Source organism: Cardiobacterium valvarum (assembly GCF_900460955.1).
Lineage (GTDB): Bacteria > Pseudomonadota > Gammaproteobacteria > Cardiobacteriales > Cardiobacteriaceae > Cardiobacterium > Cardiobacterium valvarum.
Window position 1 is genome coordinate 772,252 of record NZ_UFUW01000001.1, and the last position, 14,079, is coordinate 786,330.

Genomic DNA, 14,079 nt, shown 5'->3' on the forward strand with positions numbered 1-14,079 from the left:
GAAGCTGGGGGTTAAGGCTGGTCTTGCTGGTTACGCCGCTCTTGCAATAGGGCGTTGATGGTGTCGCTGTCTTCGCCGAGGGCGGTGAGCAGGTCGATAGCGCTGTCGTTGCCGAGCATGATGGCGGCGCGGTAGTGTTGTTTGCGTTTTTGTACGGCGGCGCGGTCGTTGCCTGAGGTCAGGTCGGCGATTTTCCGGTGCGCATGGCGGGTTTCTTCTTGTCCGGCATCGACGGCGAGGAGGGCGTTGTTGTAGTGTTCGAGGGCGAGTGCGATGTCTTGGTTGATGCCTTCGCCGTTTTCAAACAGGGTGCCGAGGCGGTTTTCGGCGTGCGCGGTGTGGGCGCGTTGCAGCCAGTACAAGGCTTCGGCGCTGTTTTGCGGTACTTCTTTACCGCTCAGGTAAAGTTCGCCCAGGGTTTCGGCTGCGCGGCCATCCAGGGCGTCGAGGGCGGCTTTGCGGTACCACGTCAGGGCTTCTGCGGGTTTGCCGTTTTGTTGCAGGGCGCGGGCGTAGGGGTAGTAGGCGTCCTGTTCACCGGCTTCGGCGGCGGCCTGGTAGTAGGTAAAGGCTTTGGCGGGGACGCTGTCGCGGTAGTCGTCGCCGAGGAGCAGCATGGCGCGGGCGTCACCGTAGGCGGCGGCTTTTTCCAGCCAGGTGCGTGCTTCGTTGCGGCGCTTTTCCGTCAGGCGGAGTTGGCCGAGTTTGCGCGCGGCGTAACCGCTTTTGGCTTCGGCGGCCTGCTGGTACCACAGGGCGGCCCGGGCGATGTCAGTGTTGTTTTCGTAGTAGTCGCCGAGGGCTTCCATGGCGGGGATGTAGCCCTGGGCGGCGGCGCGACCGAGCCATTTGAGGCCGTCTTTGTTGCGCCAATGGTTGATTTTTTCCATGCCGTAGCGGGTTTGCGCGACGGGATCGCCCTGTTCGGCGGCACGGCGCAGGTATTTTTCGGCGGAAACGTGATGATTGCGCGCTTCGTAGAGCCGGGCGAGCTGGTAGGCGTAGCGCGGGGTACCCGCATGGGCTTCGGTGCTGTTTTCGCAGGCGAGGCGAAGGCTGTCCCACATGGCTTCATCCGTGATGACCAGGGTGTCTTTGCTGGCTGTGGCGGAGCTGTCGTCAGTGCCGCCCGTCTGGAAGATGATGTGGCTGACGCCAGCCACGTCTGCGGGATTACCGGGGTGAATGGGATCGGCGGCGCGGTCGCATTCGCCGCTGTCGTTGGCGGCGAGGGTGTTGTGGGCGAGGGTGGCGAGGAGCAGGGGGAGGAGGAGATTGCGGGTCATGTGGGTTTCCGTTGGCTGGGGGTGCGCGGGATTTTATACCAATCCCGGCTATCAAACTGGCGAGGCAGGCGCCGCAGGCGCTATGACGCGGGGCACCGCCAGCCGGATGGTTTTCCGGGAGCGGTCATCTGCGCTTCTACGCAAAAGCGGGCATGGCTGCCCGCTTGGCTGGTTTTTGTTGCATGTGAAGGGTTAGCGGCACATCAGCGGCAGGTAGCGCGGGCTGATACTTGTTTGGCATTGCCAGGTTTTGCCGGCACGGTCATAGTGCAGGGTGATGGTTTCGCCATTCACGCTCTGGTTCTTGCTTTTGACGGTGATGTGGATGTCGTCGTTTTCGACGCGGACATGATTGCCGGGGATGTATTCCGCGTAGTTCTTCGCCACTTTTTTCTGGCCTTTTTTGCCCGCTTTCACAGGCACTTCGGCGGCAATGGCGTCGCGCAGCGCGGCGGTTTCGTAGAGGGGGCGGGAGACTTCGGCGCGCACGGTGTAGTCCTGATACGCCGGCAGGGCAATGGCGGAAGCGATGCCGAGCATGGCAATGGCCGGTGTGCTGCCGGCAAGGTTCGCGAGGTCATCCAGGCCGTTTTGCAGGTCAAGCGAGAGGGTGGGGTTGCTACCGCCGCCGCTCAGGCGCAGGGCGATGGTGCCTTGTTGTGGCAGGTTGGCGCTCTCGGCATCGGGCAGTTGGCTGAGGTCGAGCGGTGTGCCGGCGAGGTCGGCGTACATTTGCAGGCGGCGCAGGCCCTCGTAGTAGCTGTCGCGGCTGAGGTTGCGCTGGTTCTGGATGTAGGCGTAGTTCACGCCGTCGAGGTTGTGGTGTTCGGCTTTGAGCCAGTCGCCGAGTTTGGGCGTGCTGTCGCCTGCTTTGGCGCGCGCGGCGAGGGGCTGCGGCAGGGTGGTGATGAGGAGGTTGTCGCCTTCGTCGCGCAGGTAGTAGTGGTTCTGGATGTTGAGCAGCAGGGCGAGGAAGGCTTCTTTGCCAGGGTCCGGGGTGTTGGTATTGCCCTCGCTAATGAGGTTGGCAAGGCTGACGAAGGCGAGGTGTTCGATGTTGTCGCGGCCCATGCTGCGGTTTTTCAGGAGGCCTTTTTGCTGGAGTTTGTCGAGGAGGCTGTTCAGCGCGGGTTTGGCGCTTTGTGGCAGGACGAGGTAGCGGCCGTTGTCGTCGCTGAGGTAGTGGATGGTGCCGAGGGCGGCAAGGTCGTCAGCGCTCACGCCGAGGGTTTGTTGCAGGTTCTTTTTGAGTTCGCCGTTGCTGCCCAGGACGGCGTCCAGCTGGGCGTCGTTTGGCAGGGTGAAGGCGGCAAGGGCAGCGATGTTGCCGTGGTAATGCAGGGTGCCGAGGTTGTTCGCGGTGGCAGCGGGCAGGTTGAGCGGGGCGTTGTCCGGCAGGCCAAGGCTGAGTTGCAGGCGCGGGCGGCCTTCGGCAGCAGCCCAAGTGAGTGATGCTTGCTGGACGCGGTCAAGGCCGAGTTTTTGCAGGATGTCCTGCTGTTGGCTGATGCCCATCTGGATGAGCGGGTTTTGCGGGTTGGCCCAGAGGTAGAGTCCGTTGTGTTCGGGATCGAGGCGGTTTTCTTGTGCGGTAAAGGGCGCGCTACCGTCGTTTTTGTCGATGAAGGCGACTTGGGCATCGGGCTGGTTGTCGCTGTTGATGGCGAGCAGCAGGCGTTTTTGTTTGTCATCAAAGCGGTAGGCGATGATGGGGGCGTTTTTTTCGGCGCTGTTCTGGATGCGGTCAGCACTCACTTGCCACGGTGCGGGGAAGATTTGTTGCAGGGTTTTTTGGGTGTCTTGTGCAGTGTTTTGCTCGATATGGCTGGCGATAAGGATGGTCATGCCGTGGTTATTGGTAATAAAGGCGGCTTCGAGCGGCGAGGTGAGGTGTTCTAGTAGTGGTCGCAAGGTGTTCGCTGCTTCGGGTGGCAGCAGGGTGAGCAGTTTTTCTTGCAGGGCTTTGCGGATGATCTGGCTTTGGTTCTTGTAGGCTTCGCTCTGATACACGGAGCTCGTGGGCAGGGCGCTTTGTTCGAGGAACCACACGCCGGGTATGCGGGCGTAGGCAGCGGTTTCGGCGGGCAGGGTGCGGTGCAGCCAGCTTTCTTGTGCGGTTTCGCCGTGGGCAAGACTGGCAAGGCTGAGGCCGAGGGCGGTGGCGAGGAGGTGTTTGTGCATGGGGTTCCTTGGGTTGGGATGGGGGTAAATCGCGTGGTTGTCCCGCTTGGCGGGAGAGGTGGTAATAAAACGGGCGACCCGCAGGCCGCCCGTTCGGGGTGGTTTGGTTAGAAGAGTTCCGGCGCGCTGACGATGTTGAGGTTGTCGTCGAGGTCGAAGATGAGCGGGGTGCCGGTCGGCAGGTTCAGTTCGAGGATTTTTTCGTCGCTGATGTTCATCAGGTATTTGATGAGCGCGCGCAGGCTGTTGCCGTGTGCCGCGATGAGGACGTTTTTGCCCTGGCGCAGTTCGGGGGCGATGTTGCTGTCCCAGTAGGGCAGTACGCGGGCAATGGTGTCTTTCAGGCTTTCGCCAACCGGCATTTCGGCAGCAGGCACTTCCTGGTAGCGGCGGTCGTTCGCCGGGTAGTGTTCGCTGGTTTTGTCGATGGCGGGCGGCGGGACGTCGAAGCTGCGGCGCCAGATGTGTACTTGTTCGTCGCCGTATTTGGCTGCGGTTTCGGCTTTGTTCAGCCCTTGCAGGCCGCCGTAGTGGCGTTCGTTCAGGCGCCAGCTTTTGTATTCGGGTATCCAGAGCTGGTCGCAGTGTTCGAGCAGGAGGTGCAGGGTCTTGATGGCGCGTTTTTGGTAGGAGGTGAAGGCAACGTCAAACTGGATACCTTTTTCTTTCAGCAGTTTGCCGCCGGCGATGGCTTCTTCGACGCCTTGCGCGGTGAGATCGACATCCACCCAGCCGGTGAAGCGGTTGGACAGGTTCCATTCACTTTGGCCGTGGCGGGAAAGGACGAGTTTCATAGGGTCTCCTGGTGGGTTGGGGGAAAGGTAACGCTAAAAGTAACGTTTCGTTAGGAATTGTAGTCGGATTGCCCGATGCTGGCAATCTGGCGGCAAGGCGGTGGTAAAAGGCGTATCATGCCGCACAGTTTGTTAATCGGGTTTTTCTATGCGGCAAAGCATGACCGCCTTCGCCCGGGCGGTAGATGAAAACGGGCGCTGGCGCGTTAGCGTTGAGCTGAAATCAGTCAACCACCGTTTCCTCGAAGTGCAGATGAAAATGATGGATGCCCTGCGCCATCTGGAAGGCGGCATTCGCGAGCGTTTGCAGGCGACGGTGCAGCGCGGTAAGGTGGAAGTGTGGATTTTCGTGGAGACGCTGTCCGATGCGCGCACACAACGGCTGGACAGTGCGGCGCTTGCGCAATGGTTACAGGCTCTCGCCGCCGCCGACAGTGGCAATGCCCTCGGTCAACCTGCCTGGGGCGACGTGCTGGCGCTGCCCGGTGTATTGGTGCGCGAACGCGACAGCGAAGTCGAGTTGGACGATATGGTGATGCACCTCTTTGAGCAGGCGCTCGGCGACTTCCTTGCCATGCGCGAACGCGAAGGCGCGGCGATTGTCCGCGTACTGGTGCAGCGGCTGGATGATATTGACGGGCAGCTGGCGCATGTGCACGCCCACCTGCCGCGTTTGCAGGAAAAAACGACAGCACAGCTGCATGAAAAATTAGCCGCGCTGCGCACAGAGATTGATCCTGCTGTGGCCGGGCAGACGCTCGCCGCCATCCTGTCTAAAATGGATGTGCAGGAAGAACTGGACCGCTTGCGTTTCCACGTGGAAGAGGCGCGCAAGACCTTGCGGCAGGACGGCGCCATCGGGCGGCGTATGGATTTCCTTATGCAGGAATTTAACCGTGAGGCCAACACGCTGGGCTCGAAAGCGGGCGATAACGTGCTGAGTCAGGCTGCCGTGGACTTGAAAGTGCTGATTGAGCAGATGCGCGAGCAAGTACAGAATTTGGTTTAATTTCAACCCCAACCTTAGAGGAGACTACACAATGGCAAAAGTTGGAATCATCGGTGCCGGATTCGTCGGCGCCACCGCTGCCTACGCCATGATGCTGAACGGCACATGCAGCGAAATCGTCCTGATTGACGCGAATGAAGCGCGCGCCAAAGCCGAAGCGGCCGACATCGCCCACGGTGCCCCGCTGGCGAGGGGTGTGCGCGCCTATGCGGGCAGCTACGCCGACCTGCAGGGCGCGGCGCTGGTCGTCATCGCCGCCGGTTCGAACCAGAAACCGGGCGAATCGCGCCTCAACCTGCTTGCGCGTAACGCTGCCATCTTCGCCAGCATCGTGCCGCAAGTCGTGGCCGTAGCACCGGATGCCGTCGTGCTCATCGTGTCCAACCCGGTGGACATCATGACCAGCATCACTCGTGCCCTGCACCCGACCCCGGAACTCGTCATGGGCTCCGGCACCATCCTCGACAGCGCCCGCTTCCGTCAGCTCATCGGTGAACGCGCCGGGGTGAACGCACGCTACGTCCACTCCTACACCCTCGGCGAACACGGCGATTCCTCCGTGATGTGCTGGAGCAGCGCGCTGATTGCCGGCATGCCCGTCGCCACCTTCATGAGCGAGCGGCAAATCCCGTGGGGCAAAAAAGAAATGGACGACATCGCCACCAACGTACGCGGTGCGGCCCTTTCCATCATCGCCGGCAAAAACGCCACCTACTACGGCATCGGCATCGCGGTGAACAGCCTCGCCGACGCCATCATCAACGACCGCCACGCCATCTTTACCGTCTCCGGCAGCTGTGCCTTTGACGACGTCTGCCTGTCGCTGCCGCGCCTCGTTGGTCGTCGTGGCATCCTCGATACCCTCATGCCGCCGCTCAATAAAGAAGAAAGCCTCGCCCTCTCGCAGAGCGCGCAAATTCTCTATGACGCCCAGGAAGGCGTGCTGAAAGACGGCAAACTCATCTGCCTGTAACCAACCCGCAGCCATCGCATGAAAAAGGCGCCCGACAGGGCGCCTTTTTGGTGATTTGACGGAGCCAGATTTACGCCGCTTGGCGGGCCCAGTATTGACGCTGCTTACTCAGGTCTGGATGTCGTCGGGTGCGCCGTTTTCGTGCAGGTAGTCAAGCAGAACGGCGATGTGCGAGTGTTCGGGATGTTTAACGGCAGTGAGCAACACCGTATGCGGGTGGGATTTGCTGAGGCGCCACAGTTCGGTCAGTGCCGCTTGGTGGGTCGGGTCAAGCAGTTCGCTGCGGTAGCGCTCGGCAAATGCGGCGTAGCGGTTGTCGCTGTCGGCGTGATACCAGCGGCGCAGTTCCGCCGACGGGGTCAGGTCTTTCAGCCAAACGACTTGCGCCATCAGTTCTTTGTGCACGCCGCGCGGGTAGAGGCGGTCGAGGAAGATGCCGGTTTCATCCGCTTGCGGGATGTAGTCGTAGATGCGCTGTACGCTGAACATGGCTTCTCACGGATTGAGGGTTTGCAGGGCCTGTTTGGCTTTGTCGCTGCCTTGTGCGGCGGCTTTTTGGTACCACTCGCGCGCTTTGTCGCGGTCAACGTCGGTACCGGTGCCGTAGTAATAGTGTTCGGCGAGCTGGATCTGTGCCATGATGGCGCCCTGCGCGGCGGCTTTACCGCTGCTTTCGAAGGCCTGGCGGTACCACTCGGCGGCGGTGGCCGGGTTAGCGATGACGCCCCGCCCGTTCTTGTAGAGATCGCCGAGGGTGTTTTGCGCCACGCTGTGACCCTGGGCGGCGGCTTTTTTCAGCCAGTTCACCGCTGCGCGTTTGTTTTCTTGCGCATTGTCGGCGAGCAGGGTATTGCCCAGCAGGTTTTGCGCGGAGGCATTGCCGTTTTCCGCAGCTTTTTCCAGCCATTGCCGACTTTGCGCATCGTCTTTGCCAACGCCCTGGCCGTTCAGGTAGAGAATGGCGAGGATGAATTGAGCCTCGGCGTCATTATGGGTAGCAGCTTGTGCCAGGGTTTTCGCGGCCGCAGTGAACCACTTTTGCGCAGTAGCCGGGTCTTTTTCGACGCCGTTACCGCGTTGGTAGGCACTGCCGAGCAGGTACTGGCCTATGCCGTCGCCCGCTTCTGCCGCTTTCCGGATGTGGATGAGGGCAGCCGTGTCGTCTTTGCGGCCAAGTTCGCCGGCAAGCTGCATTTGCCCCAAGCGGGCTTCGGCGCGGGCATTGCCGGCGGCGGCGAGTGTGTCGTAAAGCGCGTGGGCTTGTGCGTAATCCGCCTGGTTGCGCGCGTCAGCGGCCTGTTGCAAGGTGGTGCCGTCGTCTGCGTGCAGGGTGGGAGCGAGGATCAGGGCAGCGGTGAGAAGGAGGGGACGAATGGGCATGGTGATTTCCGGATTTTGTGGTTAGGCGGGTATTGTCGCATGGGAAAGCAAATGGGGTGGCGAACGCGTGATAAAGGAAAACCACCGCAAGCGGTGGTTTTCCCTGCCAGGGTCAGTCCCTCGGCAGCGTGATTTTCACCGCATCTTCATTCCTGCGGTAAAACATCGCGACGTGGCCGATCTTCTGCACAAAATCCGCCTGATGCGCGGCCGTGATATGGGCAATCATCTCTGCCTGCAACTCATCTTCAACGTTGCCCAGTTTGACCTTGATGAGTTCGTGACTGTCGAGGGCGCGTTCGAGTTCGCGGTCCACCCCTTCATTGATGCCGTTCGCGCCAATCATCACCACGGGGTGCAGGTGGTGCGCCTGCGCTTTTAAAAAGCGGATTTGGTTTTTAGTTAACACTTGGATATCCTGTTGATTTTTCGAGAACATATGGTAAGGCAATGGCACGCAGCAAAACAAGCCAACGCTGGCTGAAAGAACATTTCAACGATATTTACGTGCAGAAGGCGCAGCAGGAAGGCTACCGCTCACGCGCGGTTTACAAACTCAAGGAAATTCAGGAAAAAGACCGCCTCATCCGTCCGGGCATGACCGTGGTCGAACTCGGCGCGGCGCCCGGTGGCTGGTCGCAGTATGTCGCCGAATGCCTGCGTGGGCAGGGGCGGATAATTGCCCTCGATATTCTGCCGATGGATGCCCTGCCGGATGTCACCTTCATTCAGGGCGATTTTCGCGAGGATGCAGTACTGGACGTACTCTATGCCGAACTGGGCGGCAGCACAGTGGACCTTGTAATTTCCGATATGGCCCCCAATACCAGCGGTGTCCGCGTGGTGGATCAGGCGAAGAGCATGTATCTGGTCGAGCTGGCCGTTGACTTCGCCGAAAGCCGCCTGACACAAGGTGGAAGTTTCTTAACAAAGATATTCCACGGACCGGGCTTTGATACACTACTGCGCTCATTGAAAAGCCGTTTTCTGACCGTTGCCACGCGCAAACCCGAAGCCTCGCGCGCGCGCAGTCAGGAAACCTACCTGCTGGCACGCGGGTTTGGCCGCAAAAATTAGAGAGAGGACAATATTTTGAACGATATGCGGAAATCATTACTTATCTGGGGCGGGCTGATACTGCTGTTTTTGGTACTCGTCGGCGAGATGGGCAAATTCGGTACCACCGGCGGCTCGCGCGAAGTCAGCTACTCGCAATTCCTTGACCGCGTTGATAACGGTGAGGTGCAAAGTGCATCGATTGACCTGCAAAACGCGCGTATCACCTTTACCGATCGCGGCGGTACACGTTACACCACCAACAACCCCGAAGCGACGGATACCCGCGCCCTTGTCGGCGACCTGCGCGCCGCCAAAGTGAACATCAGCAGCGAACCACTGGAAAAAGAAAGCCTGCTGACCCGCATCTTCATCAACCTCTTGCCCATCCTGCTGCTCATCGGCCTGTTCATGTTCACCACCCGACAGATGCAGGGCGGCGGCAAGGGTGGCGCCTTCTCCTTCGGCAAAAGCCGCGCCCGCCTCATCCCCGAAGACAAAATCAAAGTCACCTTTGCCGATGTGGCCGGGGCAGACGAAGCCAAGGCTGACGTGGAAGAAATGGTCGAATTCCTGCGCGACCCCAGCAAATTCAGCCGCCTGGGTGGACAAATCCCGCGCGGCCTGCTGATGGTTGGCCCGCCCGGCACCGGTAAAACCCTGCTCGCCCGCGCGATTGCCGGCGAAGCGAAAGTACCGTTCTTCACCATCTCCGGTTCCGATTTCGTCGAAATGTTCGTCGGCGTCGGTGCCTCGCGCGTGCGTGACATGTTTGAAGAAGCCAAAGCCAAAGCGCCGTGCATCATCTTCATTGACGAAATTGACGCCGTTGGCCGCCAGCGTGGTGCCGGCCTCGGCGGCGGACACGACGAACGCGAGCAAACCCTGAACCAGTTGCTTGTGGAAATGGACGGCTTCGAAGGCAACGAAGGCGTTATCGTCATCGCTGCGACCAACCGCCCGGACGTCCTTGACCCCGCGCTGCTGCGTCCTGGTCGTTTCGACCGTCAGGTCGTCGTCGGCCTGCCCGACCTCAAAGGCCGCGAGCAAATCCTCAAAGTGCACATGCGCAAGAAACCCTTCGACGACACCGTCAAACCCTTTGACATCGCACGCGGTACCCCCGGCTTTTCCGGCGCGGACCTCGCCAACCTCGTCAACGAAGCGGCGCTCTTTGCCGCACGGCGCAACCGCCAGAAAATCACCATGCAAGACATGGAAGACGCCAAAGACAAAATCATGATGGGCGCCGAACGCCGCTCCATGGTCATGTCTGACAAAGAAAAAGAAATGACTGCCTACCACGAAGCCGGACACTGCATCGTTGGCCGCATTGTGCCGGATCACGATCCCGTTTATAAAGTCACCATCATCCCGCGTGGCCGCGCCCTCGGCGTCACCATGTTCCTGCCCGAACAAGACCGCTACAGCTACTCGCGCCGCCGCCTGGAAAGCCAGATTGCCACCCTCTATGGCGGTCGCATCGCCGAAGCCCTCATTTACGGCGAAGACGAAGTTTCGACTGGCGCCTCCAATGACATTGAGCGCGCCACTGCCATCGCGCGCAACATGGTGACCCGCTGGGGCTTGTCCGACAAACTCGGGCCGCTCGCCTACGGCGAAGAAGAAGGCGAAATCTTCCTTGGCCGCAGCGTTACCCAACACAAAAACATCTCGGACGAAACCGCACACGCTATTGACACCGAAATCCGCAGCATCATTGACCACAACTATGCCCGCGCCGAAAAAATCCTCAAAGACAACATGGACATCCTGCATAGCATGACCGAAGCCCTCATCAAATATGAAACCATTGACGAAGGACAAATTGATGACCTGATGGCACGGCGTCCGGTACGCGATCCCGCCGACTGGGATGGCCCCAGCGACGACAAAACGCGCCCACATCACGACGATTACAGCCTGGACAGCGGTGACAAACCGGCGGAGCAACTCTGATGCGCTGTGGCCGCTACACCCTGGACCTGAGCAAAACCAACCTCATGGGCGTGCTGAACTGCACGCCCGATTCATTTTCCGACGGTGGCCGCTATCTTGACCCTACGGCAGCCCTTGCCCGCGCGCGGCAAATGCGGGCCGAAGGTGTGGACATCATCGACATTGGCGCTGAATCCACCCGTCCCGGCGCACAAGAAGTCCCGGCGGAAGAAGAAATCGCCCGCCTCACCCCCATCGTGCGGACACTCGTGGCTGATGGACAGTGCCCCATCTCCATTGATACCAAAAAAACCGCCGTCATGGCCGCCATGCTCGAACTCGGCGTGGATCTCATCAACGACGTACACGGCCTCGAAGACGATGGCGCCCCCGCCCTGCTTACCCGCTACCCGCATGTCGCCATCTGCCTCATGCACATGCGCGGTATGCCCGACACCATGCAACAGCACACTGACTATACCGACGTCGTCAGCGAAGTTGATGCCTACCTGAAAGCCCGCGTCAATGCCTGCCTGGAAGCGGGGATCAGCGCTGACCGCCTCATCCTCGACCCCGGCTTCGGCTTCGGCAAAACGCCTGCGCAAAACATGGCGCTCATCCGCGATTGCCGCCGCTTCAGTCACGAACGCTATCCCGTCCTCATCGGGGTTTCGCGCAAATCCACCATAGGCTACTACCTTGATAACGCCCCCGTTGATGCGCGCCTCTACGGCAGCATCAGCCTCGCCGCCCTTGCCGCTTGGCAAGGTGCGGCCATCATACGTGCCCACGACATCGCGGCCACCCGCGATGCCCTGCGCATCGCCAATGCCCTCCGACCCACCACCCAACCATGAAATACTTCGCCCTGACCCTTGCCCTGCTCACTCCGCTTGCCTATGCCCAGGACAACAGCCCCGAACAAACCATTACTACCCCGGATAACGCCGCAGCGGCATCACAAGAAACCGTCCCGGTAACCGAGCCCACAGAGGCATCAACGCAAGAAGCCGTTCTGGTAGCCGAGCCTGCCATCGTATCGGCACAAGAAACCGCTTCAGCGCCTGCCACCCAAGACACCGCGCAGACAGATAACGATCCCATCTTCCAATACCACCTCGGCCAGGAATACGCCCTGCGCCGCGACTACCCCACGGCGCGTATATGGTTCACCAAAGCCGCCAAGCAAAACAACGCCGATGCCCAAACCGCCCTCGGCATCCTTGACTACTACGGCATCGCCAGCGACAAACAGCGTGACGCCGCCAAATGGTTCGCCAAAGCCGCCAAACAAAACCATCCCGCCGCCTACGACTGGCAGGGCAACCTCGCCGTCGACAACCAGAATCTCACGCAGGCGCGACAAAAATATAACCGTGCCGCCGAGCGGGGCAGCACCAGTGCCATGCGCAATCTTGGTCTTGCCTGGTTAAGCGGCAAAGGCGGCGCGCAAAACGTCGAGCAGGCGCGCGAATGGCTGGAAAAAGCCGCGACCGGTCAACCTGCAGACGCTGCTGCCATGCGCCACCTCGCCCTCGACATCTACCACGCAGGCAAAGGCGTCGCACCCGACGACAAGCAGGCCCTCGACTGGCTACAACGCGCCAGTGATGCAGGTGACAGCACCGCCGCCCTCATCCTTGGCCAAATCTACCGGCGCGGCGATTGGGGCGAAACCGCAGACGAAAACAAAGCCTGCGCCTACTACGCGCAAAGCGCCGCGCAAAACGGCGGCTTACCTGCTGCCCTCATCCTGCAAACCCTGCAACACCAGAAAAAATGCGCAGATACCCCGCCCGCCATCCTGCCGGCAGACAACAACAGCCGCCTCTATTGGCCGCAAGAACGCGCTCTGCAAGCATTAAAAACCCTCGAAACCACACCGCCGCAACCTGCGCTACAACCCGCTTCTGCCGCGGTAGAGCCGGAAAACCTTTGATGCCTTGCCGCTGATGCCAAAGACCATAAAAAAGCAGCCGAAATGGCTGCTTTTTTGTGACGTGTGACCGCTTACCGCAGTTGCTTGATTTTCTCGCTGATGTGGCGGGCGTGATTGTGGGCACGCGTCTCGATTTGTGCCAGATCAGCGTCGCTGTGTACGCCCGGAATGTATAGTTAAATAGCAAAAAAACAGTAACCATCAAAATTATGACCTATCCAGCCCATATCCGTAAAAAAATCCTTGCAGAACTCGAAGATAGCACCTATCGCGAAGTAGCAGCCAGACACCGCATCAGCCCCAACACCCTTGCTACCTGGAAGAAACAGCCACAACCCAAAGGCAGCCGCCGTTCTACGCCCCGCCTTCTCACAGAAGAAGTCATCCGGCAAGACGTCGCCGAGCACCCTGATGACTATCAATGGGAAAGGGCTGCACGTTTGGGCTGCTCGCAAAACGGCATCTGCAAGGCGCTCAAGCGCTATCGCTTCACCGTTAAAAAAAAGACTTCCGCCACCGCAAGGCAGACGAAGAAAAACGCCGTGAATTCCTCGAAGTAAAAAGTGTCTATGAAGCACGCCTGCATCCATTTGTTTATATTGATGAAAGCGGCTTCAGAAAAGACATTTCCCGTCCTTACGGTTATGCACCACGCGGGCAAAAATGCACAGGCGTATCCGGATGGAGTAAGGCACAAACCAACGTTATAGGCGCCCTGTGTGGCACCGTGCCATTTGCTTTCACTGCCTTTGATTGCAGCATAGACAGCGATGTTTTTCATACATGGGCGACAGAAATACTGTTGCCGGAACTGCCCGCCTGCAGCGTGATTGTGATGGACAACGCCTCCTTCCACAAACGGCAGGACACGCCGGATGCGTTACAGGCTGAGGGACATACGGTGCTGTGGCTTCCGCCCTATAGCCCGGATTTCAACCCGATAGAGAAGACGTGGGCATGGATCAAGCGGTTGAGGAAACAATGGCGGTTGGCTGATGTGAATGCCCTGCTGTTTTGGTTCTTTACTCTCGTTACTCTTTATTAGCGATTCGACTATAGAGGGCGCCGTAGAGCGGCTCGACACCGTGCCAGGCAAAGCCGGCGTAGAGGGCTGAGGCTTCGACGGGTTTGACCAAATCGGCGATTAGCGGCGCGGTATTGCCGTCATAGACTTCTTTTGGCGAGCCTGTGGTGGTGGAAACGAACAGCTTTTTGCCGTGCAGCTTGTCGCCGCCTGTGCCGTGGGCGAAACCGTAGGTCCACACGTCATCCAGCCATTTTTTCAGGATGGCCGGGGTGTTGAACCAGTAGGTCGGGTATTGCAGGACGACGATACCGGCCGCCACCAGTGCGGCCTGTTCAGTGGCAACGTCAATGCGGTAATCGGGGTAGAGGCCGGACAGGCAGCGCACGCTGAGGTCGCTGCCGAAGTGTTGCTCCAGGTCTGCCAGGATCAGGCGGTTGCTGACGGATTGTTGCAGGTCTTGGTGGGCAGAGATAACGAGGATTTTGGCCATGACGGG

At 59.7% G+C, this 14,079-nt stretch carries 14 protein-coding genes and 1 pseudogene; 8 read left to right on the forward strand and 7 right to left on the reverse strand.

All coding sequences use genetic code 11. The features are described from left to right. Nucleotides 1-11: 11 nt before the first annotated feature. From DY250_RS03725 to gpmA, 3 genes are all read right to left on the reverse strand, one after another. Nucleotides 12-1,286 (reverse strand): tetratricopeptide repeat protein, encoded by a 1,275-nt coding sequence (locus DY250_RS03725; RefSeq protein ID WP_115610968.1) that lies wholly within the window; start codon nt 1,284-1,286, stop codon nt 12-14. Between the two features lie 192 nt (nt 1,287-1,478). After that, nucleotides 1,479-3,467, reverse strand: a complete 1,989-nt coding sequence (locus tag DY250_RS03730) for a pilin (RefSeq protein ID WP_115610969.1) — start codon at nt 3,465-3,467, stop codon at nt 1,479-1,481. A gap of 107 nt (nt 3,468-3,574) precedes the next feature. Beyond that, entirely contained in the window at nt 3,575-4,261 is a 687-nt protein-coding gene (gene gpmA, locus DY250_RS03735; protein ID WP_115610970.1) for a 2,3-diphosphoglycerate-dependent phosphoglycerate mutase, read from the reverse strand. Between the two features lie 160 nt (nt 4,262-4,421). Between gpmA and DY250_RS03740 the strand changes: the two genes are divergently transcribed. After that, nucleotides 4,422-5,270, forward strand: coding sequence for a YicC/YloC family endoribonuclease (locus tag DY250_RS03740; protein WP_245951016.1), 849 nt, complete (start codon nt 4,422-4,424; stop codon nt 5,268-5,270). Between the two features lie 31 nt (nt 5,271-5,301). Continuing rightward, nucleotides 5,302-6,243, forward strand: coding sequence for an L-lactate dehydrogenase (locus DY250_RS03745; RefSeq protein WP_115610972.1), 942 nt, complete (start codon nt 5,302-5,304; stop codon nt 6,241-6,243). Between the two features lie 108 nt (nt 6,244-6,351). On the opposite strand, the gene DY250_RS03750 is transcribed toward DY250_RS03745, so the two are convergent. The 3 genes from DY250_RS03750 to yhbY all read right to left on the reverse strand — a co-directional run bounded on the left by DY250_RS03750 (nt 6,352) and on the right by yhbY (nt 8,032). Further along, a complete protein-coding gene (locus tag DY250_RS03750) occupies nt 6,352-6,732 on the reverse strand; it encodes a DUF488 domain-containing protein (protein WP_115610973.1) in 381 nt (126 codons plus the stop codon). 6 nt (nt 6,733-6,738) lie between these two features. After that, a complete protein-coding gene (locus DY250_RS03755) occupies nt 6,739-7,623 on the reverse strand; it encodes a tetratricopeptide repeat protein (RefSeq protein ID WP_115610974.1) in 885 nt (294 codons plus the stop codon). A gap of 112 nt (nt 7,624-7,735) precedes the next feature. Then, on the reverse strand, nt 7,736-8,032 hold the full coding sequence (gene yhbY, locus DY250_RS03760; protein ID WP_245951017.1) for a ribosome assembly RNA-binding protein YhbY: 297 nt from the start codon (nt 8,030-8,032) through the stop codon (nt 7,736-7,738). Between the two features lie 41 nt (nt 8,033-8,073). Here yhbY and rlmE point away from each other — a divergent pair, with 41 nt between their 5' ends. The 6 genes and pseudogenes from rlmE to DY250_RS03795 form a co-directional block, all read left to right on the forward strand. Next, nucleotides 8,074-8,700, forward strand: a complete 627-nt coding sequence (gene rlmE, locus DY250_RS03765) for a 23S rRNA (uridine(2552)-2'-O)-methyltransferase RlmE (protein ID WP_115610976.1) — start codon at nt 8,074-8,076, stop codon at nt 8,698-8,700. A 24-nt stretch (nt 8,701-8,724) separates the two neighbouring features. Next, the gene (gene ftsH, locus DY250_RS03770) at nt 8,725-10,638 is read left to right on the forward strand and encodes an ATP-dependent zinc metalloprotease FtsH (RefSeq protein WP_115612762.1); all 1,914 of its coding nucleotides are present in this window, start codon (nt 8,725-8,727) and stop codon (nt 10,636-10,638) included. Then, nucleotides 10,638-11,474 carry a dihydropteroate synthase gene (gene folP, locus DY250_RS03775; RefSeq protein ID WP_115610977.1) on the forward strand — a complete coding sequence of 279 codons (837 nt, stop codon included), beginning with the start codon at nt 10,638-10,640 and terminating at the stop codon, nt 11,472-11,474. Before ftsH ends, folP begins: the two co-directional genes overlap by 1 nt. Next, a complete protein-coding gene (locus DY250_RS03780; protein WP_115610978.1) occupies nt 11,471-12,556 on the forward strand; it encodes a tetratricopeptide repeat protein in 1,086 nt (361 codons plus the stop codon). The genes folP and DY250_RS03780 overlap by 4 nt, the downstream gene beginning before the upstream one ends. A gap of 209 nt (nt 12,557-12,765) precedes the next feature. Continuing rightward, entirely contained in the window at nt 12,766-13,116 is a 351-nt protein-coding gene (locus DY250_RS03790; RefSeq protein WP_172542185.1) for an IS630 transposase-related protein, read from the forward strand. An 8-nt stretch (nt 13,117-13,124) separates the two neighbouring features. Further along, a pseudogene (locus tag DY250_RS03795) lies at nt 13,125-13,601 on the forward strand (IS630 family transposase); the annotation flags it as partial. On the opposite strand, the gene DY250_RS03800 reads toward DY250_RS03795, so the two are convergent. Next, nucleotides 13,588-14,073, reverse strand: coding sequence for an NAD(P)H-dependent oxidoreductase (locus DY250_RS03800; RefSeq protein WP_245951018.1), 486 nt, complete (start codon nt 14,071-14,073; stop codon nt 13,588-13,590). The pseudogene DY250_RS03795 and the gene DY250_RS03800 overlap by 14 nt on opposite strands. Between the last annotated feature and the right edge of the window lie 6 nt (nt 14,074-14,079).

Bases quoted from the DNA above. Each gene is read 5' to 3' on its own strand.
- DY250_RS03725 (WP_115610968.1), bottom strand. From the start codon at position 1,286: ATGACCCGCAATCTCCTCCTCCCCCTGCTCCTCGCCACCCTCGCCCAC.
- DY250_RS03730 (WP_115610969.1), bottom strand. From the start codon at position 3,467: ATGCACAAACACCTCCTCGCCACCGCCCTCGGCCTCAGCCTTGCCAGT.
- gpmA (WP_115610970.1), bottom strand. From the start codon at position 4,261: ATGAAACTCGTCCTTTCCCGCCACGGCCAAAGTGAATGGAACCTGTCC.
- DY250_RS03740 (WP_245951016.1), top strand. From the start codon at position 4,422: ATGACCGCCTTCGCCCGGGCGGTAGATGAAAACGGGCGCTGGCGCGTT.
- DY250_RS03745 (WP_115610972.1), top strand. From the start codon at position 5,302: ATGGCAAAAGTTGGAATCATCGGTGCCGGATTCGTCGGCGCCACCGCT.
- DY250_RS03750 (WP_115610973.1), bottom strand. From the start codon at position 6,732: ATGTTCAGCGTACAGCGCATCTACGACTACATCCCGCAAGCGGATGAA.
- DY250_RS03755 (WP_115610974.1), bottom strand. From the start codon at position 7,623: ATGCCCATTCGTCCCCTCCTTCTCACCGCTGCCCTGATCCTCGCTCCC.
- rlmE (WP_115610976.1), top strand. From the start codon at position 8,074: ATGGCACGCAGCAAAACAAGCCAACGCTGGCTGAAAGAACATTTCAAC.
- ftsH (WP_115612762.1), top strand. From the start codon at position 8,725: ATGCGGAAATCATTACTTATCTGGGGCGGGCTGATACTGCTGTTTTTG.
- folP (WP_115610977.1), top strand. From the start codon at position 10,638: ATGCGCTGTGGCCGCTACACCCTGGACCTGAGCAAAACCAACCTCATG.
- DY250_RS03780 (WP_115610978.1), top strand. From the start codon at position 11,471: ATGAAATACTTCGCCCTGACCCTTGCCCTGCTCACTCCGCTTGCCTAT.
- DY250_RS03790 (WP_172542185.1), top strand. From the start codon at position 12,766: ATGACCTATCCAGCCCATATCCGTAAAAAAATCCTTGCAGAACTCGAA.
- DY250_RS03800 (WP_245951018.1), bottom strand. From the start codon at position 14,073: ATGGCCAAAATCCTCGTTATCTCTGCCCACCAAGACCTGCAACAATCC.